Genomic DNA, 22,818 nt, shown 5'->3' on the forward strand with positions numbered 1-22,818 from the left:
GAAGCGGCCCCAGGGCTTCAGCGTTGACGCAAAGATCGCCGGGGCTGCTTTGCAGCCCTTTCGCGGCACAAGGCCGCTCCTACAGGGAGTTAGCGCACGCCACCTAGGCGGGAGTCAGGCACTCCGGCCCATTGAGCTTCGGATCGTTGACGATATTCGCCAACGCCCGCTCACGCAGTGCCGTCGGCGGTTTGGCCAACAACTCGTGCAATCTGGCCATCGGTGTTTCAGGATCCAGCCACAGCGCCTGCTCGGCCTCGTCCAGGATCAGCGGCCGACGCTGGTTCATCGCCGCTTGCGTCACTACCACGCAACTCAGCCATTGCTGTTCCTGCACCGGATAGACCTCCCACAGCGCGGCGAAGAACAGCGACGCGCCCTCCCCCGGTGTCACCCAGTACGGGCGCTTGCGCGCCGTGCCTCGCCATTCGTAGAAACCGTTGGCCGGCATCAGGCAGCGCCGCTGACGCAAGGGTTCGCGAAACATCGGCTGCTCGGCGAGGGTCTCGGCACGGGCCTGGGCCGGGGTGCGGGACAGGTCGGTGAGCCAGGCCGGGGTCAGCCCCCAGCGCGCACCGGCCAGCTGCAGCTGGCCGTCGAGCTGGCGTTGGATCAGCACCGTGGCACCGGGCGAGATGTTCCATTGGGCCTGCTGGCCCGCGGGGAAGCCCGGCAGGCCGGCGAAGCTCTGGGACCAGCGAAACAGGGCGTAGCGTCCACACATGGGCGAAATCAAAACCTAGCAGATCAGGGTTCCGGGATAACTCTCCGGTTCGTCGCCGGCAAGCGGCTGGGCGGCATTGTACGCATCGATCAACTGCCGTGCGTAGCCTGCCTGCTCATCCGGCACCGCCAGCCCCAGCAGTCCGTGCATCGGTAACTCGCCTGCGGCGCCCATCAGGTCGCGCCCGACCAGGTGCACCTCGATGCCCTCGCTGGCCAGCATGCCCACCAGCACCTGCGCCTCCAGCAGGCTTTCCGGCTCATAGATCCGTTGCATCAGTCGTTCTCGCCGTAGACATCGAGCATCCACTCCTCGCCATGCACCTGCAGCACGAAGCGGATCGGCTTGCAGCACACCTGGCAATCCTCGATGTACTCCTGGTCGCCGCCGGACAGGTCCACCGTGGTTTCGACTTCTTCGCCACAATAAGGGCAATCATAGATCGCAGTTTCCAGCATCGCGGCCTCCGAAGTGACTTGTGCGTATAATTGCCGGTCTGTTTACAGGGCCTGTGTGCGTCCGAGCCGTTTTTCGGAGCCCGCCCCTACCTAATTACCCTAGCCGTTTCCAACAAGAGAGCATGATGGGCGAATTCGATGCCATCCGACCGTACGACGACGCTGAGGTCCCTGCCGTTCTGGCACGCCTGCTCAGCGACCCGGCATTCCTCGATATCCTCACCCACTTCCGCTTCCCGCGCGCGGCCGGCGCCTTCGGCTGGCTGCTCAAACCGCTGATCGCCCGGCGCCTGCGCAAGGAATTCGCCGGCGTGAGCTGCGTCTCCACGCTGCAGGACAAGGTCGAGTACTACGTCGACCGCACCATCGACCGCGCCACCGACGGCGTCACCTATACCGGCGTCGAACAGCTCAAGTCGGGGACCGCCTACCTGTTCCTGGCCAACCACCGCGATATCGTGATGGACCCGGCCTTCGTCAACTACGCGGTGTACCACGCCGGCCTGCCGACGCCGCGCATCGCCATCGGCGACAACCTGCTGCAAAAACCGTTCGTCAGCGACATGATGCGCCTGAACAAGAGCTTCATCGTGCACCGCTCGATCAGCGGCCGCCGCGAGAAGCTGGCCGCCTACCAGTTGCTCTCGGCCTACATCAACCACTCGATCCGCAACGATTGCGTGTCGATCTGGATCGCCCAGGCCGAAGGCCGCGCCAAGGACGGTGACGACCGTACCGATTCGGCGATCCTCAAGATGTTCCACATGAGCCGCAAGGACGAGCCGTTCGGCGCGGTGGTCCAGAGCCTGAACCTGACCCCGGTGTCGATCAGCTACGAGTACGACCCCTGCGACCAGGCCAAGGCCCGCGAGCTGTACATCCGCGCCACCACCGGCAGCTACACCAAGGCGCCGGGCGAGGACGACAACAGCATCGCCCAGGGCATCACCGGCTACAAAGGGCGGGTGCACATCAACTTCGCCCCACCGGTGACCGATTACCACGAGGACACCAAACAACTGGCGCAGGCCATCGACCGGCAGATTCTCGGCGGCTACCGGCTATTCCCGGTGCACTACCTGGCCTATGCGATGTGGGCGGAGAAGGACGCGACGCTCGAGGTGCCGAGCGCGGAGAAACTGTTCCCGGCCGACGAGTTGGCCAAGGCGAAGGAAGAATGGCAGCGCCGGCTGGACGCCTGCCCGGTCGAGCATCAGCCGTACCTGGTGCAGCAGTATGCGACGCCGGTGCGTAATCAGTATCAGGTGAAGCGTCAGCCCGCGTCGGCCTGACAACGCAACTGTAGGAGCGGGCTTGTCCCGCGAAGGCGTCAGATCAAGCAATGATGTGATCTGATATGACGCCTTCGCGGGGCAAGCCCGCTCCTACACAGAGCAGGTATCGCCTTCAGATCCAGGTACTGAACCAGGACAAAAGCAAGGCCATCGCCAGGCAGCAGAAGCCCAGGATGTAGTAATAGCGCGGTATCCGCTGCTCCAGCGCATCCACCACGCCTTCATCCACCGCCAGGCTTTCCCGGCTCAGCGCCTCGCGACGCCGGGCGCTGTGCAGCAGCAGCCCGCCAGGGCAGGTAATGAGCAGGGCCAGCAGGTTGATCAGCTTGGCCGGATGGGCGGCCAGGAAGCCCCAGAACACTTGCAACGACATTGCGCGACCTCGGTATCACGTGCGGCAAAGCCCGGCATTCTACCCAAGCCCAGGTTCACTGCCGCCACTTTGCGACCAGCTGTCATTTAATTTCATCTGTCACACGCTCGTCATCAAGGCAGGCCACCCTGTCGGCCTTCAACCGAACCGGAGCTTGTCATGCTGCACGCCGAAAACCAGGACCGCCTCTACCTTGTCGCCCAGAGCGACGAGCAGCAGGCGCTGATCGATGGCTTCGCGATCAATGTCCAGGACCGCCAGTGGCTGGTTTACTGCGCGCTGGGTGGGCATGCCCACCAGGACCTGCCTGAGGTCGACCCGTACACCGGGATCAGCCTGCTGGACTTCAATGTGCTGGCTGCCTGAACCGCGCTGCCTGCTCTCCCACTGAAGCCCCACAGCACGCGTGGGAGCGGGCTTGCCCCGCGACAGGCCAGTACAGACAACAAAAAACCCGCAGCCTGATCACAGGCTGCGGGTTTTCTTCACTGCAAAAACCTTACTCGCCCAGAACCTGACCGACGGTCGGGTCCTTGAACAGACGGGTCAGGGCATCGCTGAGCACATCACTCACCAGCTTGGTGTTGGTTTCCTGGTTCGGCGCCATGCCGAAGCGCTGGTCCAGCGAAGCACCGTAACGGCCGCTGTAGCGGCGGTTGGCGTTGGACACGTCGGCACGGAAGGTGGCGCCGATGGTCGCCTCGGTCACGTACATCTTGTCCTTGGGTGACTGGTACTTGAGCTCGGCCAGGGTCACGGTCAGCTGCGGCGCGTTGTAGGCGTTTGGCGTCGGGGTAAAACCAAGCAGGCGCACCGCCGCCTCGGCCTGGGCCTGCAGCTTGGGCACGACATCGTTGCCATTGACGGTGATGGTGCTGGTCTCGGGGTACATGCCACCACGGGTGCCGAGCGATTGCGAGGCGCGCCCGTCGACGACCTTGACCACCACCGGCTGGCCATGGCCGACCGGGGCCAGTTGCTGGGTAAGCTTGGGTTGCGGGCTGAGTTGCTGCGGGCTGTGGGCACAACCGGCCAGGCTCAGGCTGGCCACCGCGAACAAACCGACCAACAGACGTTGCAACATGCGCGTTTCTCCAGAAAAAGCGGCAAAGGCCCACAGTATACCTAGCGGCAAGCTTCCAGCGGCAAGCTGCAAGCAAAAGCACCTACGCTTTTCCTTGCAGCTTGCCGCTGGAAGCTTGCAACTGCCCTTCTGTCACAATCGTTTCATGCCCCCCGGTTACTCTGGCGCCAGCCCTCACACACAGGACTGACCACCATGGCCTCGCTCTGGACCCTGCTCTTGCACCGCCCGCGCCACGCCACCTACGCCCGTCTCGACAGCGACGGCATCTGCCTCGGTTTCAAGCACTGCGCCACGCCACCGGGCAACGGCGCCTGGGTGCAGGTGAACGAGGCGCAACTGGCCTGGCTCGGCCGCCCGCTGCCGGCCAGCGCCCGGATTTGCGCCCGTGCAACGCAGCGTTGGCAGCAACGCACCCTGTCGGCCTGACAAACGCTGCAATAAAAACCCAACAAGTACGCCCTTTCCGCCCGCGACATCGTTATAATCTCCCCCCGATTATAAGGACGTCTCCTGATCGGGCCCCGCATTCGCCGCTTGACCCCGGCACCCTCGACGCTTCGCCCACAGAGAGCCTTCCACTCAGGTCTTGCATTGGCTGTCGTGCCTGCTGTTTCCGGCCTTCTGCTTCGCATGAACCTGCGGGTTGCCATCGCGCAGTCCACTTTTGAGGTTCACGACTCCAAAAGAGCGTGAAAAAACGGTTTTTCACAACTTCACGAGAGTGTGGCGAGCAAATGAACAGTCTGGCATGTGCAAGAGCGGCAGATGTGTCCCGAACAGCCCTGAACAGACGGCAAAAGCGCTCATCCCCGATGAGCCTCTGAGGCCGGTCCATAACGCACGACGGAGCACTTGACCATAAGTCGAATTGCCGCACCCGTGGCAATGGGCGTTCAATAGCCGAACACCCAAGACTGATTGGCGGTATCCGCGGAAGTTGCAAGAACTGCGAAGAGTCGGACATGGCGATCCTGGCCACCCCACGGATCCTATGCTGTCAATTAGGTGCTGTAGATTGTGGAGACGCGTTAATGGCGCAGAACGAATCGGTTGATGTGGTACTGGTAGGCGCGGGCATCATGAGTGCCACCCTGGCCGTACTGCTCAAGGAGCTCGACCCGACCCTGAAGCTTGAGGTCGTCGAGGCGATGGACTCCGGGGCCGCGGAGAGCTCCAACCCCTGGAACAACGCCGGTACCGGCCATGCCGGCCTGTGCGAGCTCAATTACACCCCGCAGGCCGCCGATGGCAGCATCGACATCAAGAAGGCCGTGCACATCAACACCCAGTTCGAGGTCTCGCGCCAGTTCTGGGCCTACCTGAGCCGCAAGAGCGGCTTCGGCTCGCCGCGCGCCTTCATCAACCCGGTACCGCACCTGAGCTACGTCGAGGGTGACAAGGGTATTGCCTTCCTCAAGAAGCGTTTCGAGCTGCTCAAGCAGCACCACGCCTTCGCCGAGATGGAATACACCGAAGACCAGGCGGTGATGAAGGAGTGGATGCCACTGATGATGCCAGGCCGTCCGGCCGACCAGCGCATCGCCGCCACCCGCGTGATGAAGGGCACCGATGTCAACTTCGGCGCCCTGACCAACAAGCTGCTCAAGCAACTGGGCAACAGCCCGGACGCCCAGGTCAAGTACAGCAAGAAGGTCGTCGGCCTGCGTCGCAAAGGCAGCGGCTGGACCGTGAGCATCAAGGACGTCAACAGCGGCGGCAGCCGTGAGGTCGACGCCCGCTTCGTCTTCCTCGGCGCCGGCGGCGCGGCCCTGCCGTTGCTGCAGATGTCCGGCATCCCGGAGAGCAAGGGCTTCGGCGGCTTCCCGGTCAGCGGCCAGTGGCTGCGCTGCGACAACCCGGAAATCGTCAAGCAGCACCAGGCCAAGGTCTACAGCCAGGCCGCGGTCGGCGCCCCACCGATGTCGGTACCGCACCTGGACACCCGCGTGGTCGATGGCAAGACGTCGCTGCTGTTCGGCCCTTACGCCGGCTTCACCACCAAGTTCCTCAAGCACGGCTCGCTCCTGGACCTGCCGCTGTCGGTGCGCGCGGGCAACCTCGGCCCGATGTTTGCCGTGGCCCGCGACAACATGGACCTGACCAAGTACCTGGTCAGCGAAGTGATGCAGTCGATGGAACAGCGTCTGGAATCGCTGCGCCGCTTCTACCCCGAGGCGAAAGCCGAGGACTGGCGCCTGGAAGTGGCCGGTCAGCGCGTGCAGATCATCAAGAAGGATCCGAAGAAAGGCGGCATCCTGCAGTTCGGCACCGAGCTGGTCTCGGCCCAGGACGGCAGCCTGGCCGCGCTGCTCGGCGCCTCGCCGGGCGCCTCGGTGACCGTGTCGATCATGCTCGAGCTGATCGAGCGCTGCTTCCCCGAGCAGGCCAAGGGCGCCTGGGCCGCCAAGCTCAAGGAGATCTTCCCGGCCCGCGAAAAGGTCCTGGCCACCGATGCCGCGCTGTACCACAAGATCAGCGCCGACAACGACGAGGCACTGGAACTGGCGGAAAGCAGCCCGGCCAAGCACTACGCCTGATCCGGCTGAAACGAAAAAACGCCCCTCGGGGCGTTTTTTTGTGCCTGCCTCACTGCCCCCACCTCTCCTCTGTAGGAGCGGCCTTGGGCCGCGAAAGGGCCGCAAAGCGGCCCCGGCGATATTGAGGTATGGCATAAATCTGGGGCTGCTTCGCAGCCCTTTCCGGCCGGTCCGACGCCTCGGCAAGGCCGCTCCTACAGGGGAAGCCGAACGCGCGAAATCAGCCCCGGGCGTTATCGATGATCTCGATGTACTCCGGCGCATTGCGCTGGTCGGCGATCGCCTCGACGAAGGTCTTGCCGTGCTCATCCTTGCCATCGAGGTCGTAACCGGCGGCGACGAAGAAGCCCACATAACGCTCGAAATCATCGACGCGCAGGCCGCGGTAGCCCTTGATCAGCTTGTGATGAGACGGCGAGGTCAGGCCATCGGCCGGCTCGAACTGCAGGAACGTCTTGATGTACTCGTCGCTGATCTCGTCACCAATCACTTGTTTCTTGTCTTTACGCATCGCCGACTCCAACTGGGCCATCACGGACATTTTCGAAGGCCGGCAGTTTACCCCCCGAAACCTGCGGCCCTCAACGCGTACGTACGGTACCGGTGTGCAGGTCGGCCCAGATGTGGCCATTGGCGTAGGTAAGGAACTGCACGTACAGGGTTTCGTTGCGCAGCAAGTCCATGATCACCCGGTAGTCGGCCATCGGGTAGTTGAGGGTCAGGGTCCGGCTCTTGTCGTCATAGGCCGGCTTTTTCAGGCTCTTGCCACCCTCACCGTCGAAGTTGAGCAGCACCTGCGTGATGGTCGAGCCCTTGCTCAACGGCTTGCCCTTCAGGCGCATCTGCAGGGACGAGGTGATCGGAATCGGTTGCTGGTCGGACTGGCGCTGGGTGCCCACCACTACGCTGTAGTCGGTGACCTGCAGCAGTTGCTGGCTGGCCGGAGCCTCCTGGCGCAGGGACAGGTCGTCAGGCGGGAGGAACTGGCTGTGCAGCGGCGCAGCGGAAAGCGGCAGGCTCACCGCCAGCAGGAGGGGGACGATCGCACGCATGTGGGGCTCCTAGGCATGAGCAGGCACTCTACGCACAGGCCCTGTCGCGGGGCAAGTCGCAGCGGCGAACCACCACCCCCACGACAAGGGGGCGCAGGCTCAATCGAACTGCGCGCGCATCCAGGCGTGATACTCGGCAACGCCCGCTTCACCGTCGCGTGGCGCCCACTCGGCCAGCTCACCCTCGCCCACCGGACGGTACGGCCCGGCCTTGCACTCGAACATGATGCTGTCGTCTTCCAGCACCACCAGGCCATGGAAGACCCCCGGCACCAGGTCGACCCCCAGGCAGTCGCCACCGGCCTCGAGCACACGCTTGTCAGTCAGCGTGCCCTGGTCGTCGAAAATCAGCAGGCCCAGGCGCCCCTTGAGCACGATCAGCGTCTCGGCCTTGTCATCGCTCAGATGACGGTGTGGCTGGATGTAGGTCCGCGGCTGCAGCCCCACGGCCATGCGATGACACGGCTCCTCCATCTCGTGGAAGTTGTGGTTCTGCCGACCGCGCGGGCTGGCGGTGGCCCGCTCTGCCAGCCCGGCGAACAACGACTGATCGAGGAATCCGGGCTGGCGCATGATCACAGCCCCTTGACCGCGAAGATGCCGTTGGCGTTGCGCCAGTAGCCCTTGTAGTCCATGCCGTAGCCGAAGATGTAGCGGTCAATGCATGGCAGGCCGGTGTAGGTGGCCTTCAGGTCCGGGCTGGCCTTGCGGTCGTGGTCCTTGTCGATCAGCACCGCGGTGTGCACCGCGCGGGCGCCGGCGTGCTTGCAGAACTCGATGATCGCGCTGAGGGTGTGGCCCTCGTCGAGGATGTCGTCGACGATCAGCACGTCGCGGTCGATGAACGACACTTCCGGCTTGGCCTTCCAGAACAGCTCGCCGCCGCTGGTGGTGTTGCGGTAGCGGGTGGCATGCAGGTACGAGGCTTCCAGCGGGAACTGCAGGTGGGTGAGCAGCTTGCCGGAGAAGATCAGGCCGCCGTTCATCACGCAGAAGACCACCGGGTTCTTGTCGTGCAGGTCCTTGCAGATCTGTTTGCCGACCTCGGCGATGGCGGCCTCGACCTCGGCTTCGTTGTACAGGCAATCAGCCTCGTGCATCACTTGACGGATATGCTCGAGATCGGCGGACATGGCGCTCTCCAGGGGGTGCGTTTTGGAAAAGCGGGCAAAGGTACGCATCCGCTCGTCCCAGATCAAGCCTTTATGGACTAACGTGCACAATGACTGCACGACATCAAGGACTGAATAGATTAATCTAGCGCGGTTTTTTTGCCCGCCTCCCGGAGCCCTCCCCCTATGCCTACTCGTGAGATCCGCCATCCGCTGATCCGCCACAAGCTCGGCCTGATGCGCCGTGCCGATATCAGCACCAAGAATTTTCGCGAACTCGCCCAGGAAGTCGGTGCACTGCTGACCTATGAAGCCACCCAGGACCTGCCGCTCGAAACCTACGAGATCGACGGCTGGTGCGGCAAGGTGCAAGTCGAGAAGATCGCCGGCAAGAAGATCACCGTCGTGCCGATCCTGCGCGCCGGCATCGGCATGCTCGACGGTGTGCTCAGCCTGGTCCCCGGGGCCAAGGTAAGTGCCGTGGGCGTTGCCCGCAACGAGGAAACCCTCGAGGCCCACACCTACCTCGAGAAACTCGCGCCGGACATCAACCAGCGCCTGGCCCTGATCATCGACCCGATGCTGGCCACCGGCGGTTCGATGGTCGCCACCATCGACCTGCTGAAAAAGGCCGGCTGCAAGGAAATCCGCGCCATGGTCCTGGTCGCGGCGCCCGAAGGCATCGCCGTGGTGGAGAAAGCCCACCCCGACGTGCAGATCTACACCGCCTCGATCGACCAGCGCCTGAACGAGCACGGCTACATCGTCCCAGGCCTGGGTGATGCCGGCGACAAGATCTTCGGCACCAAGCAGAAGGACGCCTGACCATGCAGGACGGCTTCAACGACCCGCTCTGGCGCCAGGTCGTCTCGGGCGCGCAGATGCTCTTCGTGGCATTTGGCGCGCTGGTGCTGATGCCGCTGATCACCGGCCTCGATCCGAACGTGGCGCTGTTCACCGCCGGCATCGGCACCCTGCTGTTCCAGCTGGTCACGGGCCGTCAGGTCCCGGTATTCCTGGCTTCGAGCTTCGCCTTCATCACCCCGATCATCCTCGCCAAGGGCCAGTTCGGCCTGGCCGAGACCATGGGCGGCGTGATGGCCGCAGGCTTCGTGTACACCTTCATGGGCCTGATGGTGAAGATCAAGGGCACCGGCTTCATCGACCGCATGCTGCCGCCGGTGGTAATCGGCCCTGTGATCATCTCCATCGGCCTGGCCATGGCGCCGATCGCCGCCAACATGGCCATGGGCAAGGGTGGTGACGGCGCTGCGCTGATGCCGTACAAGACCGCCATGCTGATCTCCATGCCGGCACTGCTGACTACGCTGATCGTCGCCGTGTTCGGCAAGGGCATCTTCCGCCTGGTGCCGATCATCGCCGGCGTGCTGGTGGGTTTCGCCCTGTCGTTCGCCTTTGGCGTGGTCGACACCGCCAAGATCGCCGCAGCCCCTTGGCTGGAACTGCCGAACTTCACCGCACCGGCCTTCAACTGGCAGGCCATCCTGTTCATCGTGCCCGTGGCCCTGGCCCCGGCGATCGAACACATCGGCGGGGTGATTGCGGTGGGCAGCGTGACCGGCCGCGACTACCTGAAAAAGCCCGGCCTGCACCGCACGCTGCTGGGTGACGGCCTGGCTACCACGGCAGCCGGCCTGTTCGGCGGCCCGCCCAACACCACCTACGCCGAAGTAACCGGCGCGGTGATGCTGACCAAGAACTACAACCCGAAAATCATGACCTGGGCGGCGGTATTCGCCATCATCCTGGCCTTCATCGGCAAGTTCGGCGCGCTGCTGCAGAGCATTCCGGTTCCGGTGATGGGCGGCATTCTCTGCCTGCTGTTCGGTTCGATCGCGGCGGTGGGCATGAACACCATGATCCGCCACAAGATCGACCTGGCCGAGGCGCGCAACCTGGTGATCGTTTCGGTGACCCTGGTATTCGGTATCGGCGGCGTGCTGATCGGCAGCGGCGACGGCCCGGACGACTGGGGCCTGAAGGGCATCGCCCTGTGCGCCGTGGTGGCGATTGCCCTGAACCTGATCCTGCCGGGCAACGATGGCTGGAAGAACAAGAAGCTGGATGATCAGTTGCCTTGATCCGGCGCTAGACTGACCTGGCCTCTTCGCGGGTAAACCCGCTCCCACAGGACTCTCACCGAACCTGTGGGAGCGGGTTTACCCGCGAAGAGGCCGGCCTGGTCAACCCAGGCCTCAAGCCTTCTCGCACATCCCCGCCAACACCCTCACCCACTCCGGGTGATCATTCAGGCACGGCACCAGCACCAGCTCCTTCCCGCCCGCCTCGATGAACTGCTCCTTGCCCCGATCGCCGATCTCCTCCAGCGTCTCGATGCAATCGGCGACAAACGCCGGGCACATCACCAGCAGCTTCTTCACCCCCGCCTTGCCCAGCTCGTCCAGGCGCGTCTCGGTGTAGGGTTCGATCCATTTGGCCCGGCCCAGGCGCGACTGGAACGACACCGACCACTTGCCGTCCGGGATGCCCATCTTCTCGGCGAATGCCCTGGCCGTGGCCAGGCACTGGCCGCGATAGCACACCGCACGCATCTCGGCGCTGGCGTCCTTGCAACAGTCGGCGGCCTGGAAGTCGTGGTTGCCGGTGGGGTCGAGCTTTTTCAGGTGCCGCTCGGGCAAACCATGGAAGCTCAGCAGCAGGTGATCGTAATCCTGTTCCAGGTACGGGCGGGCGCTGGCCACCAGGGCATCGATGTACTCAGGGTGGTCGTAGAACGGCTGCAGAATGCGGGTCTGCAAGGGCAGCTTGCGCTCGGCAATGGTCTGCTTCGCCAACTCCACGACCGTGGTCACGGTGCTGTCGGCGAATTGTGGATAAAGCGGCGCCAGCGTTACCTTGCGCACACCTTGCGCGGCCAGGCGCTCCAGGACCTCCGGCAGCGCCGGTTGTCCGTAGCGCATGGCGATCTCCACCGGCCCATGGGGCCAATGGGCGGTCATCGCCTGCTGCAGACGGCGGGTCAGCACCACCAGCGGCGAGCCCTCGTCCCACCAGATCGAGGCGTAGGCATGGGCCGACTGTTCGGGGCGCTTGATCAGGATCAGCGACACCAGCAACCGCCGCACCGGCCAGGGCAGATCGATCACGTACGGGTCCATGAGGAACTGGTTGAGGTAACGGCGCACGTCGGCCACCGAGGTGGAGGCCGGCGAACCCAGGTTGACCAGCAGCAGGGCGTGATCGGTCATGCAGCGTCCTATGTCAGAGGCGGCTGGACAGGTTGTCCAGGGCCGATTGCAGATCGTTGAAACGGAACGTGTAGCCCGCCGCCAGCAGGCGCACCGGGCGCGCGCGCTGGCCACCGAGCAGCAGCGTCGACAACTCGCCGAGCCCGGCCTTGAGCAACAGCGCCGGCATCGGCATGAACGCCGGACGATGCAGGATGCGGCCCAGGCGCTTGGCGAACTCGCGGTTGCGCACCGGCTCCGGCGCGCAGGCATTATAGGGACCGCTGGCTTCGTTGTGCTGCAAGAGAAAATCAATCAGGCCGATTTGGTCGTCGATATGCACCCAGGGCATCCACTGCCGACCATCGCCCAACGGCCCGCCCAGGCCCAGCTTGTACGGCAGGCGCAGGCGCGACAAAAAGCCGCCATCGGCAGCCAGCACCAGGCCAGTGCGCACCAGCACCACGCGGATCCCCAGGACCTGGGCGCGCTGGGCGGTTTCCTCCCAGGCGATGCACAACTGGCTGGCGAAGTCCTCCTTCACCGGCGGCGAAGCCTCGGTGAGTTCTCGCTCGCCGCCATCGCCGTACCAACCCACCGCCGAGCCGGAAATCAACACCTGCGGGCGGCGCTCGCGGCGCTCCAGCCAGGCCAGCAACTGCTCGGTGAGGGTCACCCGGCTGGCCCAGAGCAGGTTGCGTCGCGCCGCGGTCCAGGGCCGGTCGGCGATCGGTGCGCCGGCCAGGTTGACCACCGCATCCACGTCGTCGTCATCGGCAATGTCTTCCAGCCGGGCCACACCGCGAACGCCGCTGCCGCAGATTTTCGCCACCTGTTCGGGGCGCCGGCTCCAGACCGTCAGGCGATGCCCTTGCTGGCGCCACAACTGGCACAGGTGTTGGCCAATCAAACCGGTACCGCCGGTCAGCAATATATGCATGGTTGTGTCCTCGCACTTGGCGGCCGTGGTCTATTTTTAAGATCAAGGCACTTTTTTGACCGAACGCTCTCGGATAAACATAGGCCAACCTGCCTATCGAGCGGAATAACCTTATACAAACATTGTGCATTGTACAGGTTTGCCTGGCAGCGTAGGCTGCGTATAGCTAGGTTCGAAGAGGCCATCATGACAGTACCTATTGCCATCATCGGTGCCGGAATCGCCGGCCTGTCCGCCGCCCAGGCCCTGCAGAAAGCCGGGCAGACCGTCCACCTGTTCGACAAGGGCCACGGCAGCGGTGGCCGCATGGCCAGCAAGCGCAGCGACGCCGGCGCCCTGGACCTCGGTGCCCAGTACTTCACCGCCCGCGACCGGCGCTTCGTCGAGCAGGTCCAGCACTGGGTGGCGAACGGCTGGGCGCAGCAGTGGAAGCCGCAGCTGTACAACTACCGCGATGGTGAACTGACCCCCTCCCCTGATGAACAGATCCGCTGGGTCGGCGTACCACGCATGAGCGCCATCACCCGCGGCCTGCTCAAGGATGTCACGGTGAACTTCGGCTGCCGCATCGCCGAGGTGTTTCGCGGCAAACAGTACTGGCACCTGCAGGACACCGAGGGCTGCAGCCACGGACCGTTCAGCCAGGTGGTGATCGCCGTGCCGGCGCCTCAGGCCACCGCGCTGTTGACGGCCGCCCCCAAACTCGCGGCGGTCGCCGCCGGGGTGCAGATGGAACCGACCTGGGCCATCGCCCTGGGCTTCCAGACACCGCTCGACACCCCCATGCAGGGCTGCTTCGTGCAGGACAATCCGCTCGACTGGCTGGCCCGCAATCGGAGCAAACCAGGCCGCGACGAGCATCTCGACACCTGGGTGCTGCATGCCACCTCCAGCTGGAGCAAGCAGCATATCGACCTGCCCAAGGAGCAAGTGATCGAGCAGCTGTGGGGTGAGTTTGCCGAGCTGGTCGGCTGCATAGTCCCCGCGCCGACCTTCGCCCTGGCCCACCGCTGGCTGTACGCCCGTCCTGCAGTCAATCATGAATGGGGCACGCTGGCCGATGCTGACCTGGGCCTGTACGCCTGTGGCGACTGGTGCCTGTCCGGCCGGGTCGAAGGGGCCTGGCTCAGTGGCCAGGAAGCCGCCCGACGGCTGCTGGAGCATCTGGAATAATCGACGGAAAAACTTATACAAAAAATTCTACTTGTATAAGTTTTTATCTGTGCTGGAATAGACTTGTACAAACCGTGCAGCCTGTACAAGTCATTCCGGAGACCGCGATGAACGCTTCACCGCCCAGCGGCAAGCCACGCCTGGCCATCAGCGCCTGCCTGACCGGCCTCAACGTGCGCTACAACGCCGGCCACAAAGCTTCCAGCCTCTGTCTGGAACTGCTCGAAAAGCATTTCGACTGGGTACCGCTGTGCCCCGAGGTCGCCATCGGCCTGGGCACGCCCCGTGAACCCATCCGCCTGGTGGGGGACCCGGACCACCCCGCCGTCACCGGCACGCGCAACAGCGCCACTGATTTTGCCGGCCCGCTGCGTGCCTACGGCGAACAAATGGCCGACGAACTCGACGATATCTGTGGCTACATCTTCATGCAGAAGTCACCGTCCTGCGGCCTTGAACGGGTCAAGGTCTACCAGGAAGACGGCCGCCCGGCCCGCCAGGGTGGCCGGGGCGCCTACGCCGCGGCATTCTGCGAGCGGCGCCCGGACCTGCCGGTCGAGGAGGAAGGCCGCCTGCACGACCCGGTGCTGCGGGAAAACTTCATTACCCGCGTCTACGCCTACGCCGACTGGCGGCAACTGCTGCGCCAGGGCCTGAGCCGCGGTGCGCTGATCCGCTTCCATGCCCGCTACAAGTACCTGCTGATGGCGCACAATCCCCAGGCGTACCGCAGCCTTGGCCGCCTGCTCGGCAACATGAGCCGCGACGACGACCCGGCGCAGCTCGGCCCGCGCTACTTCAGCCAGTTGATGCAGGCACTGCGCCGCTGCGCCAGTCGCGGCACCCATGGCAACGTACTGCAGCACCTGAGCGGCTATCTGCGCAACGACCTGGGCCAGGCGGACAAGGCCGAGCTGCAGCAGGTCATCGGCCAATACCAGCAAGGCGTGGTGCCCCTGGTCGTACCCTTGACCCTGCTCAAGCACCACCTGCGCCACCATCCCGATCCTTATCTGCTGCAACAGGCCTACCTGCAACCCCATCCGGAAGACCTCGGACTGCGCAATGCCATCTGACCCATTGCTGCCCATCGGCGAAGTGGCCCGCCTGACCGGCGTCAATCCGGTCACCCTGCGCGCCTGGGAGCGCCGGTACGGCCTGATCAAGCCACAGCGCACGCCCAAGGGCCATCGCCTTTATCCACAGGACCAGGTGCAGCGGGTCCAGGCCGTGCTGCGCTGGCTGGAGCGTGGCGCCGCGGTGAGCCAGGTGCGCGAGCTGCTGGACAATGCCGCGCACGCCACGGCGCCGATCCAGGGCGAATGGGGCGCACGGATCGAGCAGTTGATCGCGGCCATCGCCCGCCTTGCCCAGCGTCCGCTGGACCAGTTGATCAACCAGGTCATGGCCCTCTACCCCGCCGTAACCGTGTGCGAACGCCTGCTGCTGCCGCTGCTCGAAGCCCTCGAACAACGCTGGCAAACGCATTTCGACGCGCGACTGGAACAGGTGTTCCTTCAGGGCTGGCTGCGCAGCAAGCTGGGGGCGCGGGTTTATCACGACAGCCACTCGCTTGGCGGCCCCTGCGTGCTGCTCGCCTGCTCCGATGATTCCCCCTTCGATGCCGAGTTCTGGCTTTGCGCCTGGCTGCTGAGCAGCAACGGCTACCCACTGGAGATCCTCGAGTGGTCGGTCGAGCCCCGTCAACTGCGCCTGGCCGTGGAGCACCTGCAACCACGAGCGCTGCTGCTGCACCTCGGCCGTCGCCCCGACCTCGCCGCGCTGGGCCGCGCATTGAAGGACGTCAACACACTGAAACTCCTGGGTGGTAGCACCGTCAGCCTGCATGAGACGGAACTGCATGCACTGTCGTTGCCTGACCTACACCTGTTCGACAGCCCGCTAACCGCCTTGCGCTGCCTTCAACAACCTCGACCTTGAGCCTGCAACCCATGCAATTGATCTGGCTGCGCAGCGACCTGCGCATCGATGACAACACCGCCCTCGCGGCCGCCTGCCAGCGTGGCCCGACCGTGGCCCTCTGGATCGCCAGCCCCGGCCAGTGGCAGGCCCACGACGATGCGCCGTGCAAGGTCGATTTCTGGCTGCGCAACCTGCGATTGCTGCAACAGTCGCTGGCGGCGCTGAACATTCCGTTGCTGGTTCGCACGACAGACAGCTGGGCGGGTGTCCCGGAGTGCGTGCTCGAGGTCTGTCGCCAGCACGGCATCGAGGCCGTGCACTGGAACGACGAATACGGCATCAACGAGGCCCGGCGGGACCAGGCAACCCATGACGCATTGCAGCAAGCCGGAATCACCGCCACCGGCCACCTCGACCAGCTGCTGTTCAGGCCCGGCAGCGTGCTGACCCGCACCGGCCAGTACTTCCAGGTGTTCGGCCAGTTCAAGCGGGTCTGCCTGGAGCACCTGCACCGCAGCCTGCCCCCCCTTGCCCATTCAGTGAAACGCCAGCAAGCCCTCGTGATCCGCAGCGACGCCATCCCCCTGCAGATCGAAGGCTTCGAGCCCCCTGGCGAAGCCCTACGCCAGCATTGGCCGGCAGGCGAGGATGAAGGCAGGCGGCGGTTACAGCGCTTCGTCGACGAAACCATCGATGACTACGCACAACTGCGCGACCTGCCTGCCAGGGCCGGCACCAGCCAGTTGTCCCCCTACCTCGCCGCTGGCGTGGTCTCGCCGCGCCAGTGCCTGCATGCGGCACTGGCCAGCAACCGGGGCGAGTTCGACAGTGGCAGCGTCGGCGTGCAGACCTGGGTCAACGAACTGCTGTGGCGCGAGTTCTACAAGCACACACTGGTGGGCTACCCCCGGGTCTCCCGGCACCGCGCCTTCCGCCTGCATACAGAAGCACTGCCCTGGCGCGACGCGCCCGCCGACCTGCAGGCCTGGAAGGACGGCCGCACCGGCTTCCCCATCATCGATGCCGCCATGCGCCAGTTGCTGCACACCGGCTGGATGCACAACCGCCTGCGCATGATCGTCGCCATGTTCCTCAGCAAGAACCTGCTGATCGACTGGCGGCACGGCGAACGGCATTTCATGCGTCACCTGATAGACGGTGATCTGGCCGCCAACAACGGTGGCTGGCAATGGAGCGCCTCGACCGGCACCGACGCCGTGCCCTATTTTCGGATCTTCAACCCCATCACACAGTCGCAGCGCTTCGATCCGAACGGATTGTTCATCCGCCGGTGGTTGCCTGAACTGGAAGGAAAGGACGATAAATCAATTCACTACCCCGTGAAATCCGCCGACCTATTTGCTACTAATAATTACTCGGGCCCGATAGTCGATCTCGATAGTAGTCGCCAACGCGCATTGGAAGCCTTCAAAAGCTTGACCAGCTGGCAGGATCAGGGGGCATAGAGCATGACACGTCGTTTCTGGATTACAGGAGCCAGCCACGGACTCGGCCTGGCCTTGGTGGAACAGTTGCTCGCACAAGGGCACACGGTGGCCGCCAGTGGCAGGGATAGCCAGGAACTCGACACCTTGGGGGAGCGTCACGGCACACGCTTGCTGCGGCTTTTCGGCCCCTTGCAGGATGCCGGCCAGCGGCTTAAGGCCACTTGGGGCGCGCTGGATTGTCTGCTGGTAAATGCCGGGAGCTGCGACTATCTGCCGGACAATATGGCGCATGCAGACCTGTTCGAGCAGATCGTCAGCAGCAACCTGCAGGCCACGCACCAGTGCCTGAACGCCGCGCTGCCGTTGTTGGCCAAGGGCCAGAGGCCGCAGGTCATGGCCATTCTCAGTCGCTACTCGGCATTGCAGCTGTTCGAACCGAACCAGCCGCTCAATGGCGGCAACAGCCTGCCGACATGGCTGAGCGAACAACGCAACACCCTGAGCACACTAGGCATCGACCTGACCTTGGTGGCGCCTCAGTCGCTGAAGACCCCGGTGACCTCGGTACAGGCCATTCCGGAGCCCTGGACGGCGCAAAGCGCAGCGCAGGAGTTGCTGGCGCGCCTGGATGAGCGCCAACCCGAGCTGGTACTGGAGGTGCTCAACCCAGGCGAACTGTGGCCGCTGCCGAAAAGCAGTTGAACCTGCGTTTCATGGCAGGAAGCGCTGCACGCTGCCGGACTGGTTCCACAATAGCGGCAGGACATTCTGCAAGTTGTCCGGCTCGCCGCTGCTCCAGAACGCAGTCGTCCGCGCCGGTCCGTCACTGAGCAGCCCGCGAGCGCCCAGCAGGCGTTGCAGTTGGCGCGCCACGGCAGCGCCTGTGTCGATGATCGCCACATCCGCCGGCACCATCTCGGCCAGCATGGGCCGCAGGAACGGGTAGTGGGTGCAGCCCAGGATCAGGGTGTCGCAACCGGCCGCCAGCAAAGGTTTTACATAGCCCGACAGCAACTGGCGCAGTTGCTCGCTGACCAGATCCCCTGCCTCGATACGCTCCACCAGCCCAGGGCACGGCTGAGTAATCACCCGCACATCGTTGGCGAAGCGGTCAAGCAAGGCAGCGAACTTGGCGCTCTGCAGGGTACCGGTGGTGGCCAGCACACCGACCACGCCGGAGCGGGTTGCCGCGGCCGCCGGCTTGACCGCAGGCTCCATGCCCACCAGCGGCCAGTCCGGATAGAGCTCGCGCAGGTCGGCCACCGCCGCCACCGTGGCCGTGTTACAGGCCAGGACCAAGGCCTTGGCGCCCTGCTCATGGTAGAACCTGGCGATCAGCCGCAGACGCTGGCGAATGTAGTCCGGGGACTTCTCGCCATAGGGCACGTGGCCACTGTCGGCCAGGTAGAGCAGCGACTCGTTGGGCAGCAGGCGCTGGATCTCGGCCAGCACCGACAACCCGCCGACCCCGGAATCCATCACGCCCACCGGCGCCGAGCGCTCAGCCATGGCGAGTCGCGCACACCGCGCAGGCGGGGTCGCGCTTGACCCGCAGCTCGCGCATGCGGGTACTCAGGGCGTCGATCAGCAGCAGGCGGCCGACCAGCGGCTCGCCGAAACCGACCAGCAACTTCAGCGCTTCCAGTGCCTGCAGGCTGCCGACCAGCCCCACCAGCGGACCGATCACACCGGCCTCGCTGCAGGTCAGCTCGGCCTCGCTGCCATGGCCATACAGGCAGTGGTAGCAGGGGCTGGTATCGCGGCGGGTGTCGAACACCGACAACTGGCCCTCGAGGCGGATCGCCGCGCCGCTGACCAACGGCTTGCCCGCAGCCACACAGGCGGCATTGACCGCCTCGCGGGTGCCGAAGTTGTCGGAGCAGTCGAGCACTACATCGACCGCCGCCACCGCGGCGGCCAGCGAATCCTCGTCCAGCGCCCGGCGATGGGCGACCAGGCTGATTTCCGGGTTGATCGCCCGCAGACGCTTGATGGCTGAATCGACCTTGCTCATGCCGACGCTGTCGCTGTCGTGGATCACCTGGCGTTGCAGGTTGGTCAGGTCGACGGTGTCGAAATCGGCCAGGTGCAGCTCACCGACACCCGCTGCGGCGAGGTACAGCGCCACCGGCGAGCCCAGCCCGCCCAGGCCTATCACCAGGGCCTTGCCGTGTTTCAGGCGCAACTGGCCGTCGATATCCACCTGCGACAGGAGGATCTGCCGGCTGTAGCGCAACAGCTCCTGGTCGCTCAGCATGGCAGGCGCCCCAGGCTGATGCGTTCGTGGCCGCCCAGGTCGACGCGGCTGGCGACGTCGATGAAGCCGGCCGCCGCCAGCAGGTCGCGTACGGCGGGCGCCTGGTCATAGCCGTGCTCGAGCAGCAGCCAACCTCCGGGCAGCAGGTGCGCCGGGGCCTGGGCGACGATCACCCGCAGGTCGTCCAGCCCGTCTTCGCCGGCCACCAGGGCACTGCTGGGTTCGAAGCGCACGTCACCGGCCACCAGGTGCGGATCAGCGGCGCGAATATAGGGCGGGTTGCTGAGGATCAGGTCAAATTGGTCACCCGAGAGAGCGTCGAACCAATGGCTGGCGCGCACCTGGACATTGCCCAGGCCCAGGCGCTGGCGGTTGCGCTCGGCCAAGGCCACGGCCTCGTCGATACGGTCCACCGCCGTGACCTGCCACCCCGGACGCTCACTGGCCAGGGCCAGGGCGATAGCCCCGGTGCCGGTGCCCAGATCGAGTACTCGGGCAGGCATGGGTGGCACGAGCTCAAGGGCGGTTTCCACCAGCAGCTCGGTGTCCGGACGCGGAATCAGCGTGTGTGGCGCGACTTCCAGGTCCAGCTTCCAGAACCCCTGCTGGCCGAGGATATAGGCCACCGGCTCACCGGCGCGACGCCGTTCGAGGTAGCTGGCGAACACCTGCGCCGCCTCGCTGCTGACGATGCGCTCGGGCCAGGTGTGCAGGAAGCTGCGCGACTTGCCCAAGGCCGCGGCCAGGAGCAATTCGGCGTCCAGCCGTTCGGTCGGCGAGTCCGGCAACTGCGCGTTGCGCAGCAGGCTGGCGATGATGGTCATTCAATCCCCCAGGGCGGCCAGCTGATCGGCCTGGTATTCGGCCAGCAACGGCTCGATCACCGCGTCCACACCGCCGGCGAGGATATCGTCGAGGGAGTAGAGGGTGAGGTTGATACGGTGGTCGGTGACCCGGCCCTGTGGATAGTTGTAGGTGCGGATGCGCTCGGAGCGATCGCCTGAACCCACCAGCAGTTTGCGCTCGCTGGCGATGGCGTTCTGCGCGGCGCTGGTCTGCATGTCGTTGAGCTTGGCCGACAGCCAGGACATGGCGCGGGCACGGTTCTTGTGCTGCGAGCGCTCTTCCTGGCACTCGACCACGATGCCGGTGGGCAAGTGGGTGATGCGGATCGCCGAGTCGGTCTTGTTGACGTGCTGGCCGCCGGCGCCGGAGGCGCGGTAGGTGTCCACGCGCAGGTCGGCCGGGTTGATCTCGATCGCCACCTGCTCGTCGGGCTCGGGCAATACCGCCACGGTGCAGGCCGAGGTGTGGATACGGCCTTGCGATTCGGTTTCCGGGACCCGTTGCACACGGTGCGCGCCGGACTCGAACTTCAGCTTGCCGTACACGCTGTCGCCTTCGACCCGGGCGATGATTTCCTTGTAGCCGCCGTGCTCGCCTTCGTTCTCGGAGAGGATCTCCAGGCGCCAGCCGCGTTTCTCGGCGTAGCGCGAGTACATGCGGAACAGGTCGCCGGAGAAGATCGCCGCCTCGTCACCGCCGGTGCCGGCGCGGATTTCCAGGAACACGTTGCGCCCGTCGTTGGGATCCTTGGGCAACAGCATGCGCTGCAGCTGCGACTCCAGGCCCACCAGCTGCTCCTTGGCCTCGCGCACCTCCTCCACGGCCATCTCGCGCAGGTCGGGGTCGGCATCCTTGAGCAGCGCCTGGGCGCCCTCGAGATCGTCCTGGACCTTGCGCCAGTCTTTATAGGCGCCGATCACCGGCTCGACTTCGGCGTACTCGCGGGAGTAGGCGCGAAAGCGCGTCTGGTCGGAAATGACTTCGGCGTCACCAAGCAGCGCGGTGAGTTCCTCGAAGCGATCCTGGAGCGTGTCCAGTTTGTTCAGCAGCGACGCTTTCATTGCGGGGATTTGTCCGTCGAGCCCTCGTGGAGGGCGAAGAGTTCCTGGGCCATGGCCAGCGCATCGAGGCGGCCTTCGGCGGAGAGCTTTTTCAGCTGCACGCTGGGCGCGTGCAAGAGTTTGTTGGTCAGGCCCCGAGCCAGCTGCATGAGCACATCCTCGGGGTTGCCGCCGTTGCCGAGCAGGCGCAGGGCCTTTTGCAGTTCTTCGTCGCGCAGGCGCTCGCTCTGCTGGCGGTAGGCCTTGAGCACATCCACCGCCGCCAGTTCGCGCAGGCGCACCATGAAGTCGTCGGCGCCGGCCGAGACCAGCTCTTCGGCGGCCTGGGCCGCGCCCTGGCGGCTCTTGAGGTTTTCCGCGACCACGTCATGCAGGTCGTCGACGGTATAGAGGTAGACGTCGTCCAGCTCGCCCACCTGCGGCTCGATGTCACGCGGCACGGCGATGTCGACCATGAAGATCGGCTTGTGCCGGCGCTGCTTCAGCGCGCTCTCCACCGCGCCCTTGCCGAGGATCGGCAGTTGGCTGGCGGTGGAGCTGATGACGATGTCGCTGTTGGCCAGTTCCTGCGGGATGTCCGAGAGCAGCACGGCATGCGCGCCGAACTGCTCGGCGAGGATGCTGGCACGCTCGAGGGTGCGGTTGGCCACGACGATGCGGCGCACGCCCTGCTCGTGCAGGTGGCGGGCGACCAGGGTGATGGTCTCGCCGGCGCCGATCAGCAGTGCCTGGCTGCGGCCCAGGTCGGAGAAGATCTGCCTGGCCAGGCTGACCGCGGCGAACGCCACCGACACCGGGTTCTCGCCGATGGCGGTGTCGGTGCGCACCTGCTTGGCGGCGCTGAAGGTGGCCTGGAACAGGCGCCCGAGCAGCGGCCCGACGGTGCCGGCCTCACGGGCCACGGCATAAGCTGACTTCATCTGGCCGAGGATCTGCGGCTCGCCGAGCACCAGCGAGTCGAGGCCGGAGGCCACGCGCATCATGTGCCGGACCGCGTCGTGTTCCTCGTGGACATAGGCGCTGGCGCGCAGTTCGTCGAGGCTCAGCTGGTGGTAGTCGGCCAGCCATTGCAGCACGGCGTCGGCGGCAAGGTGGTCCTGCTCTATATAAAGCTCGCTGCGGTTGCAGGTGGACAGGATCGCCGCCTCGCGGCTGGCGGTCAGTCGGCAGAGCTGCTGCAGGGCATCGACCAGCTGCTCGGGCGTAAACGCCACGCGCTCGCGTACGTCTACCGAGGCAGTCTTATGGTTGATACCAAGTGCAAGAAAGGCCATGCAAGGTCGCTGGTTGGGACGTGAAGCCGATAATTGTCCTACTTCGCAG

General features: G+C 65.0%; 27 protein-coding genes. 11 read left to right on the forward strand and 16 right to left on the reverse strand.

Going from position 1 to position 22,818, the window contains the following annotated elements; all coding sequences use genetic code 11:
- Positions 1-103: 103 nt before the first annotated feature.
- Genes NMG10_RS11300 through NMG10_RS11310 form a run of 3 tightly spaced genes read right to left on the reverse strand, consistent with a single transcriptional unit; the run spans position 104 to position 1,182 of the window.
- Positions 104-724, reverse strand: a complete 621-nt coding sequence (locus NMG10_RS11300) for an SOS response-associated peptidase (RefSeq protein ID WP_254464355.1) — start codon at positions 722-724, stop codon at positions 104-106.
- Between the two features lie 15 nt (positions 725-739).
- A complete protein-coding gene (locus NMG10_RS11305; protein ID WP_203647979.1) occupies positions 740-1,000 on the reverse strand; it encodes a DUF2007 domain-containing protein in 261 nt (86 codons plus the stop codon).
- Complete coding sequence (locus NMG10_RS11310; RefSeq protein ID WP_010225771.1) at positions 1,000-1,182, reverse strand: CPXCG motif-containing cysteine-rich protein; 183 nt, start codon at positions 1,180-1,182, stop codon at positions 1,000-1,002. Before NMG10_RS11310 ends, NMG10_RS11305 begins: the two co-directional genes overlap by 1 nt.
- A gap of 125 nt (positions 1,183-1,307) precedes the next feature.
- Between NMG10_RS11310 and NMG10_RS11315 the strand changes: the two genes are divergently transcribed.
- Positions 1,308-2,474: a 1-acyl-sn-glycerol-3-phosphate acyltransferase gene (locus tag NMG10_RS11315; protein WP_232854720.1), complete on the forward strand. Its 1,167-nt coding sequence runs from the start codon at positions 1,308-1,310 to the stop codon at positions 2,472-2,474.
- 115 nt (positions 2,475-2,589) lie between these two features.
- On the opposite strand, the gene NMG10_RS11320 is transcribed toward NMG10_RS11315, so the two are convergent.
- Positions 2,590-2,850, reverse strand: coding sequence for a hypothetical protein (locus tag NMG10_RS11320; RefSeq protein ID WP_186733875.1), 261 nt, complete (start codon positions 2,848-2,850; stop codon positions 2,590-2,592).
- 159 nt (positions 2,851-3,009) lie between these two features.
- On the opposite strand from NMG10_RS11320, the gene NMG10_RS11325 reads away from it, so the two are divergent.
- Complete coding sequence (locus tag NMG10_RS11325; RefSeq protein WP_203647981.1) at positions 3,010-3,216, forward strand: hypothetical protein; 207 nt, start codon at positions 3,010-3,012, stop codon at positions 3,214-3,216.
- 133 nt (positions 3,217-3,349) lie between these two features.
- On the opposite strand, the gene NMG10_RS11330 is transcribed toward NMG10_RS11325, so the two are convergent.
- Complete coding sequence (locus NMG10_RS11330; RefSeq protein WP_011532230.1) at positions 3,350-3,934, reverse strand: YajG family lipoprotein; 585 nt, start codon at positions 3,932-3,934, stop codon at positions 3,350-3,352.
- A 195-nt stretch (positions 3,935-4,129) separates the two neighbouring features.
- Between NMG10_RS11330 and NMG10_RS11335 the strand changes: the two genes are divergently transcribed.
- Both NMG10_RS11335 and mqo read left to right on the forward strand, forming a co-directional pair.
- Entirely contained in the window at positions 4,130-4,363 is a 234-nt protein-coding gene (locus NMG10_RS11335; RefSeq protein ID WP_203647982.1) for a hypothetical protein, read from the forward strand.
- 605 nt (positions 4,364-4,968) lie between these two features.
- Positions 4,969-6,474 carry a malate dehydrogenase (quinone) gene (gene mqo, locus NMG10_RS11340; protein ID WP_203647983.1) on the forward strand — a complete coding sequence of 502 codons (1,506 nt, stop codon included), beginning with the start codon at positions 4,969-4,971 and terminating at the stop codon, positions 6,472-6,474.
- Between the two features lie 220 nt (positions 6,475-6,694).
- Here mqo and NMG10_RS11345 read toward each other — a convergent pair whose 3' ends face one another.
- The 4 genes from NMG10_RS11345 to NMG10_RS11360 form a co-directional block, all read right to left on the reverse strand.
- Entirely contained in the window at positions 6,695-6,985 is a 291-nt protein-coding gene (locus NMG10_RS11345; RefSeq protein ID WP_102685300.1) for a PA4642 family protein, read from the reverse strand.
- Between the two features lie 70 nt (positions 6,986-7,055).
- On the reverse strand, positions 7,056-7,526 hold the full coding sequence (locus NMG10_RS11350) for a hypothetical protein (RefSeq protein WP_203647984.1): 471 nt from the start codon (positions 7,524-7,526) through the stop codon (positions 7,056-7,058).
- Between the two features lie 99 nt (positions 7,527-7,625).
- On the reverse strand, positions 7,626-8,099 hold the full coding sequence (locus NMG10_RS11355) for a WbuC family cupin fold metalloprotein (protein ID WP_232854722.1): 474 nt from the start codon (positions 8,097-8,099) through the stop codon (positions 7,626-7,628).
- Between the two features lie 2 nt (positions 8,100-8,101).
- Entirely contained in the window at positions 8,102-8,659 is a 558-nt protein-coding gene (locus NMG10_RS11360) for a hypoxanthine-guanine phosphoribosyltransferase (protein WP_110735869.1), read from the reverse strand.
- Between the two features lie 165 nt (positions 8,660-8,824).
- Between NMG10_RS11360 and upp the strand changes: the two genes are divergently transcribed.
- Together upp and NMG10_RS11370 are read left to right on the forward strand one after the other, a co-directional pair.
- Positions 8,825-9,463: a uracil phosphoribosyltransferase gene (gene upp, locus NMG10_RS11365; RefSeq protein WP_028691132.1), complete on the forward strand. Its 639-nt coding sequence runs from the start codon at positions 8,825-8,827 to the stop codon at positions 9,461-9,463.
- Between the two features lie 2 nt (positions 9,464-9,465).
- Positions 9,466-10,740: a uracil-xanthine permease family protein gene (locus tag NMG10_RS11370; RefSeq protein ID WP_254464356.1), complete on the forward strand. Its 1,275-nt coding sequence runs from the start codon at positions 9,466-9,468 to the stop codon at positions 10,738-10,740.
- Positions 10,741-10,854: 114 nt separating this feature from the next.
- Here NMG10_RS11370 and hemH read toward each other — a convergent pair whose 3' ends face one another.
- Both hemH and NMG10_RS11380 read right to left on the reverse strand, forming a co-directional pair.
- The gene (gene hemH, locus NMG10_RS11375; RefSeq protein WP_203647987.1) at positions 10,855-11,868 is read right to left on the reverse strand and encodes a ferrochelatase; all 1,014 of its coding nucleotides are present in this window, start codon (positions 11,866-11,868) and stop codon (positions 10,855-10,857) included.
- Positions 11,869-11,881: 13 nt separating this feature from the next.
- Entirely contained in the window at positions 11,882-12,787 is a 906-nt protein-coding gene (locus NMG10_RS11380) for a TIGR01777 family oxidoreductase (RefSeq protein WP_203647988.1), read from the reverse strand.
- A 186-nt stretch (positions 12,788-12,973) separates the two neighbouring features.
- On the opposite strand from NMG10_RS11380, the gene NMG10_RS11385 reads away from it, so the two are divergent.
- The 5 genes from NMG10_RS11385 to NMG10_RS11405 all read left to right on the forward strand — a co-directional run bounded on the left by NMG10_RS11385 (position 12,974) and on the right by NMG10_RS11405 (position 18,033).
- Positions 12,974-13,960 (forward strand): NAD(P)/FAD-dependent oxidoreductase, encoded by a 987-nt coding sequence (locus NMG10_RS11385; RefSeq protein WP_232854723.1) that lies wholly within the window; start codon positions 12,974-12,976, stop codon positions 13,958-13,960.
- Positions 13,961-14,067: 107 nt separating this feature from the next.
- A complete protein-coding gene (locus NMG10_RS11390; RefSeq protein ID WP_232854724.1) occupies positions 14,068-15,036 on the forward strand; it encodes a DUF523 and DUF1722 domain-containing protein in 969 nt (322 codons plus the stop codon).
- A complete protein-coding gene (locus tag NMG10_RS11395; RefSeq protein WP_254464357.1) occupies positions 15,026-15,901 on the forward strand; it encodes a MerR family transcriptional regulator in 876 nt (291 codons plus the stop codon). The genes NMG10_RS11390 and NMG10_RS11395 overlap by 11 nt, the downstream gene beginning before the upstream one ends.
- Positions 15,902-15,912: 11 nt before the next feature.
- Positions 15,913-17,349, forward strand: a complete 1,437-nt coding sequence (gene phrB, locus NMG10_RS11400) for a deoxyribodipyrimidine photo-lyase (protein ID WP_254464358.1) — start codon at positions 15,913-15,915, stop codon at positions 17,347-17,349.
- Between the two features lie 3 nt (positions 17,350-17,352).
- Positions 17,353-18,033, forward strand: a complete 681-nt coding sequence (locus tag NMG10_RS11405) for an SDR family oxidoreductase (protein ID WP_254464359.1) — start codon at positions 17,353-17,355, stop codon at positions 18,031-18,033.
- Between the two features lie 9 nt (positions 18,034-18,042).
- On the opposite strand, the gene murI is transcribed toward NMG10_RS11405, so the two are convergent.
- The 5 genes from murI to hemA are packed head-to-tail and all read right to left on the reverse strand — an operon-like array spanning position 18,043 to position 22,769.
- Positions 18,043-18,840: a glutamate racemase gene (murI, locus tag NMG10_RS11410; protein WP_234560443.1), complete on the reverse strand. Its 798-nt coding sequence runs from the start codon at positions 18,838-18,840 to the stop codon at positions 18,043-18,045.
- Positions 18,833-19,588 (reverse strand): molybdopterin-synthase adenylyltransferase MoeB, encoded by a 756-nt coding sequence (locus NMG10_RS11415; protein WP_203647992.1) that lies wholly within the window; start codon positions 19,586-19,588, stop codon positions 18,833-18,835. Before NMG10_RS11415 ends, murI begins: the two co-directional genes overlap by 8 nt.
- Positions 19,582-20,412 (reverse strand): peptide chain release factor N(5)-glutamine methyltransferase, encoded by an 831-nt coding sequence (gene prmC, locus NMG10_RS11420; RefSeq protein WP_232854728.1) that lies wholly within the window; start codon positions 20,410-20,412, stop codon positions 19,582-19,584. Before prmC ends, NMG10_RS11415 begins: the two co-directional genes overlap by 7 nt.
- Positions 20,413-21,495, reverse strand: coding sequence for a peptide chain release factor 1 (gene prfA / locus NMG10_RS11425; RefSeq protein WP_203647994.1), 1,083 nt, complete (start codon positions 21,493-21,495; stop codon positions 20,413-20,415). It abuts the gene before it with no gap.
- Positions 21,492-22,769, reverse strand: coding sequence for a glutamyl-tRNA reductase (hemA, locus tag NMG10_RS11430; RefSeq protein WP_203647995.1), 1,278 nt, complete (start codon positions 22,767-22,769; stop codon positions 21,492-21,494). The genes prfA and hemA overlap by 4 nt, the downstream gene beginning before the upstream one ends.
- Positions 22,770-22,818 lie beyond the last annotated feature (49 nt).

This window comes from Pseudomonas sp. DVZ6, assembly GCF_024259445.1.
Lineage (GTDB): Bacteria > Pseudomonadota > Gammaproteobacteria > Pseudomonadales > Pseudomonadaceae > Aquipseudomonas > Aquipseudomonas peradeniyensis.

Excerpts from the sequence above, each read along its gene's own strand:
- NMG10_RS11360 (WP_110735869.1), bottom strand. The coding sequence starts at position 8,659 with ATGTCCGCCGATCTCGAGCATATCCGTCAAGTGATGCACGAGGCTGAT.
- murI (WP_234560443.1), bottom strand. The coding sequence starts at position 18,840 with ATGGCTGAGCGCTCGGCGCCGGTGGGCGTGATGGATTCCGGGGTCGGC.
- NMG10_RS11300 (WP_254464355.1), bottom strand. The coding sequence starts at position 724 with ATGTGTGGACGCTACGCCCTGTTTCGCTGGTCCCAGAGCTTCGCCGGC.
- NMG10_RS11350 (WP_203647984.1), bottom strand. The coding sequence starts at position 7,526 with ATGCGTGCGATCGTCCCCCTCCTGCTGGCGGTGAGCCTGCCGCTTTCC.
- NMG10_RS11415 (WP_203647992.1), bottom strand. The coding sequence starts at position 19,588 with ATGCTGAGCGACCAGGAGCTGTTGCGCTACAGCCGGCAGATCCTCCTG.
- prfA (WP_203647994.1), bottom strand. The coding sequence starts at position 21,495 with ATGAAAGCGTCGCTGCTGAACAAACTGGACACGCTCCAGGATCGCTTC.
- NMG10_RS11405 (WP_254464359.1), top strand. The coding sequence starts at position 17,353 with ATGACACGTCGTTTCTGGATTACAGGAGCCAGCCACGGACTCGGCCTG.
- hemH (WP_203647987.1), bottom strand. The coding sequence starts at position 11,868 with ATGACCGATCACGCCCTGCTGCTGGTCAACCTGGGTTCGCCGGCCTCC.
- NMG10_RS11315 (WP_232854720.1), top strand. The coding sequence starts at position 1,308 with ATGGGCGAATTCGATGCCATCCGACCGTACGACGACGCTGAGGTCCCT.
- NMG10_RS11335 (WP_203647982.1), top strand. The coding sequence starts at position 4,130 with ATGGCCTCGCTCTGGACCCTGCTCTTGCACCGCCCGCGCCACGCCACC.
- NMG10_RS11395 (WP_254464357.1), top strand. The coding sequence starts at position 15,026 with ATGCCATCTGACCCATTGCTGCCCATCGGCGAAGTGGCCCGCCTGACC.
- prmC (WP_232854728.1), bottom strand. The coding sequence starts at position 20,412 with ATGACCATCATCGCCAGCCTGCTGCGCAACGCGCAGTTGCCGGACTCG.
- NMG10_RS11330 (WP_011532230.1), bottom strand. The coding sequence starts at position 3,934 with ATGTTGCAACGTCTGTTGGTCGGTTTGTTCGCGGTGGCCAGCCTGAGC.
- phrB (WP_254464358.1), top strand. The coding sequence starts at position 15,913 with ATGCAATTGATCTGGCTGCGCAGCGACCTGCGCATCGATGACAACACC.
- NMG10_RS11380 (WP_203647988.1), bottom strand. The coding sequence starts at position 12,787 with ATGCATATATTGCTGACCGGCGGTACCGGTTTGATTGGCCAACACCTG.
- NMG10_RS11385 (WP_232854723.1), top strand. The coding sequence starts at position 12,974 with ATGACAGTACCTATTGCCATCATCGGTGCCGGAATCGCCGGCCTGTCC.
- NMG10_RS11325 (WP_203647981.1), top strand. The coding sequence starts at position 3,010 with ATGCTGCACGCCGAAAACCAGGACCGCCTCTACCTTGTCGCCCAGAGC.
- NMG10_RS11305 (WP_203647979.1), bottom strand. The coding sequence starts at position 1,000 with ATGCAACGGATCTATGAGCCGGAAAGCCTGCTGGAGGCGCAGGTGCTG.
- NMG10_RS11310 (WP_010225771.1), bottom strand. The coding sequence starts at position 1,182 with ATGCTGGAAACTGCGATCTATGATTGCCCTTATTGTGGCGAAGAAGTC.
- hemA (WP_203647995.1), bottom strand. The coding sequence starts at position 22,769 with ATGGCCTTTCTTGCACTTGGTATCAACCATAAGACTGCCTCGGTAGAC.
- NMG10_RS11320 (WP_186733875.1), bottom strand. The coding sequence starts at position 2,850 with ATGTCGTTGCAAGTGTTCTGGGGCTTCCTGGCCGCCCATCCGGCCAAG.
- NMG10_RS11370 (WP_254464356.1), top strand. The coding sequence starts at position 9,466 with ATGCAGGACGGCTTCAACGACCCGCTCTGGCGCCAGGTCGTCTCGGGC.
- upp (WP_028691132.1), top strand. The coding sequence starts at position 8,825 with ATGCCTACTCGTGAGATCCGCCATCCGCTGATCCGCCACAAGCTCGGC.
- NMG10_RS11390 (WP_232854724.1), top strand. The coding sequence starts at position 14,068 with ATGAACGCTTCACCGCCCAGCGGCAAGCCACGCCTGGCCATCAGCGCC.
- mqo (WP_203647983.1), top strand. The coding sequence starts at position 4,969 with ATGGCGCAGAACGAATCGGTTGATGTGGTACTGGTAGGCGCGGGCATC.
- NMG10_RS11345 (WP_102685300.1), bottom strand. The coding sequence starts at position 6,985 with ATGCGTAAAGACAAGAAACAAGTGATTGGTGACGAGATCAGCGACGAG.
- NMG10_RS11355 (WP_232854722.1), bottom strand. The coding sequence starts at position 8,099 with ATGCGCCAGCCCGGATTCCTCGATCAGTCGTTGTTCGCCGGGCTGGCA.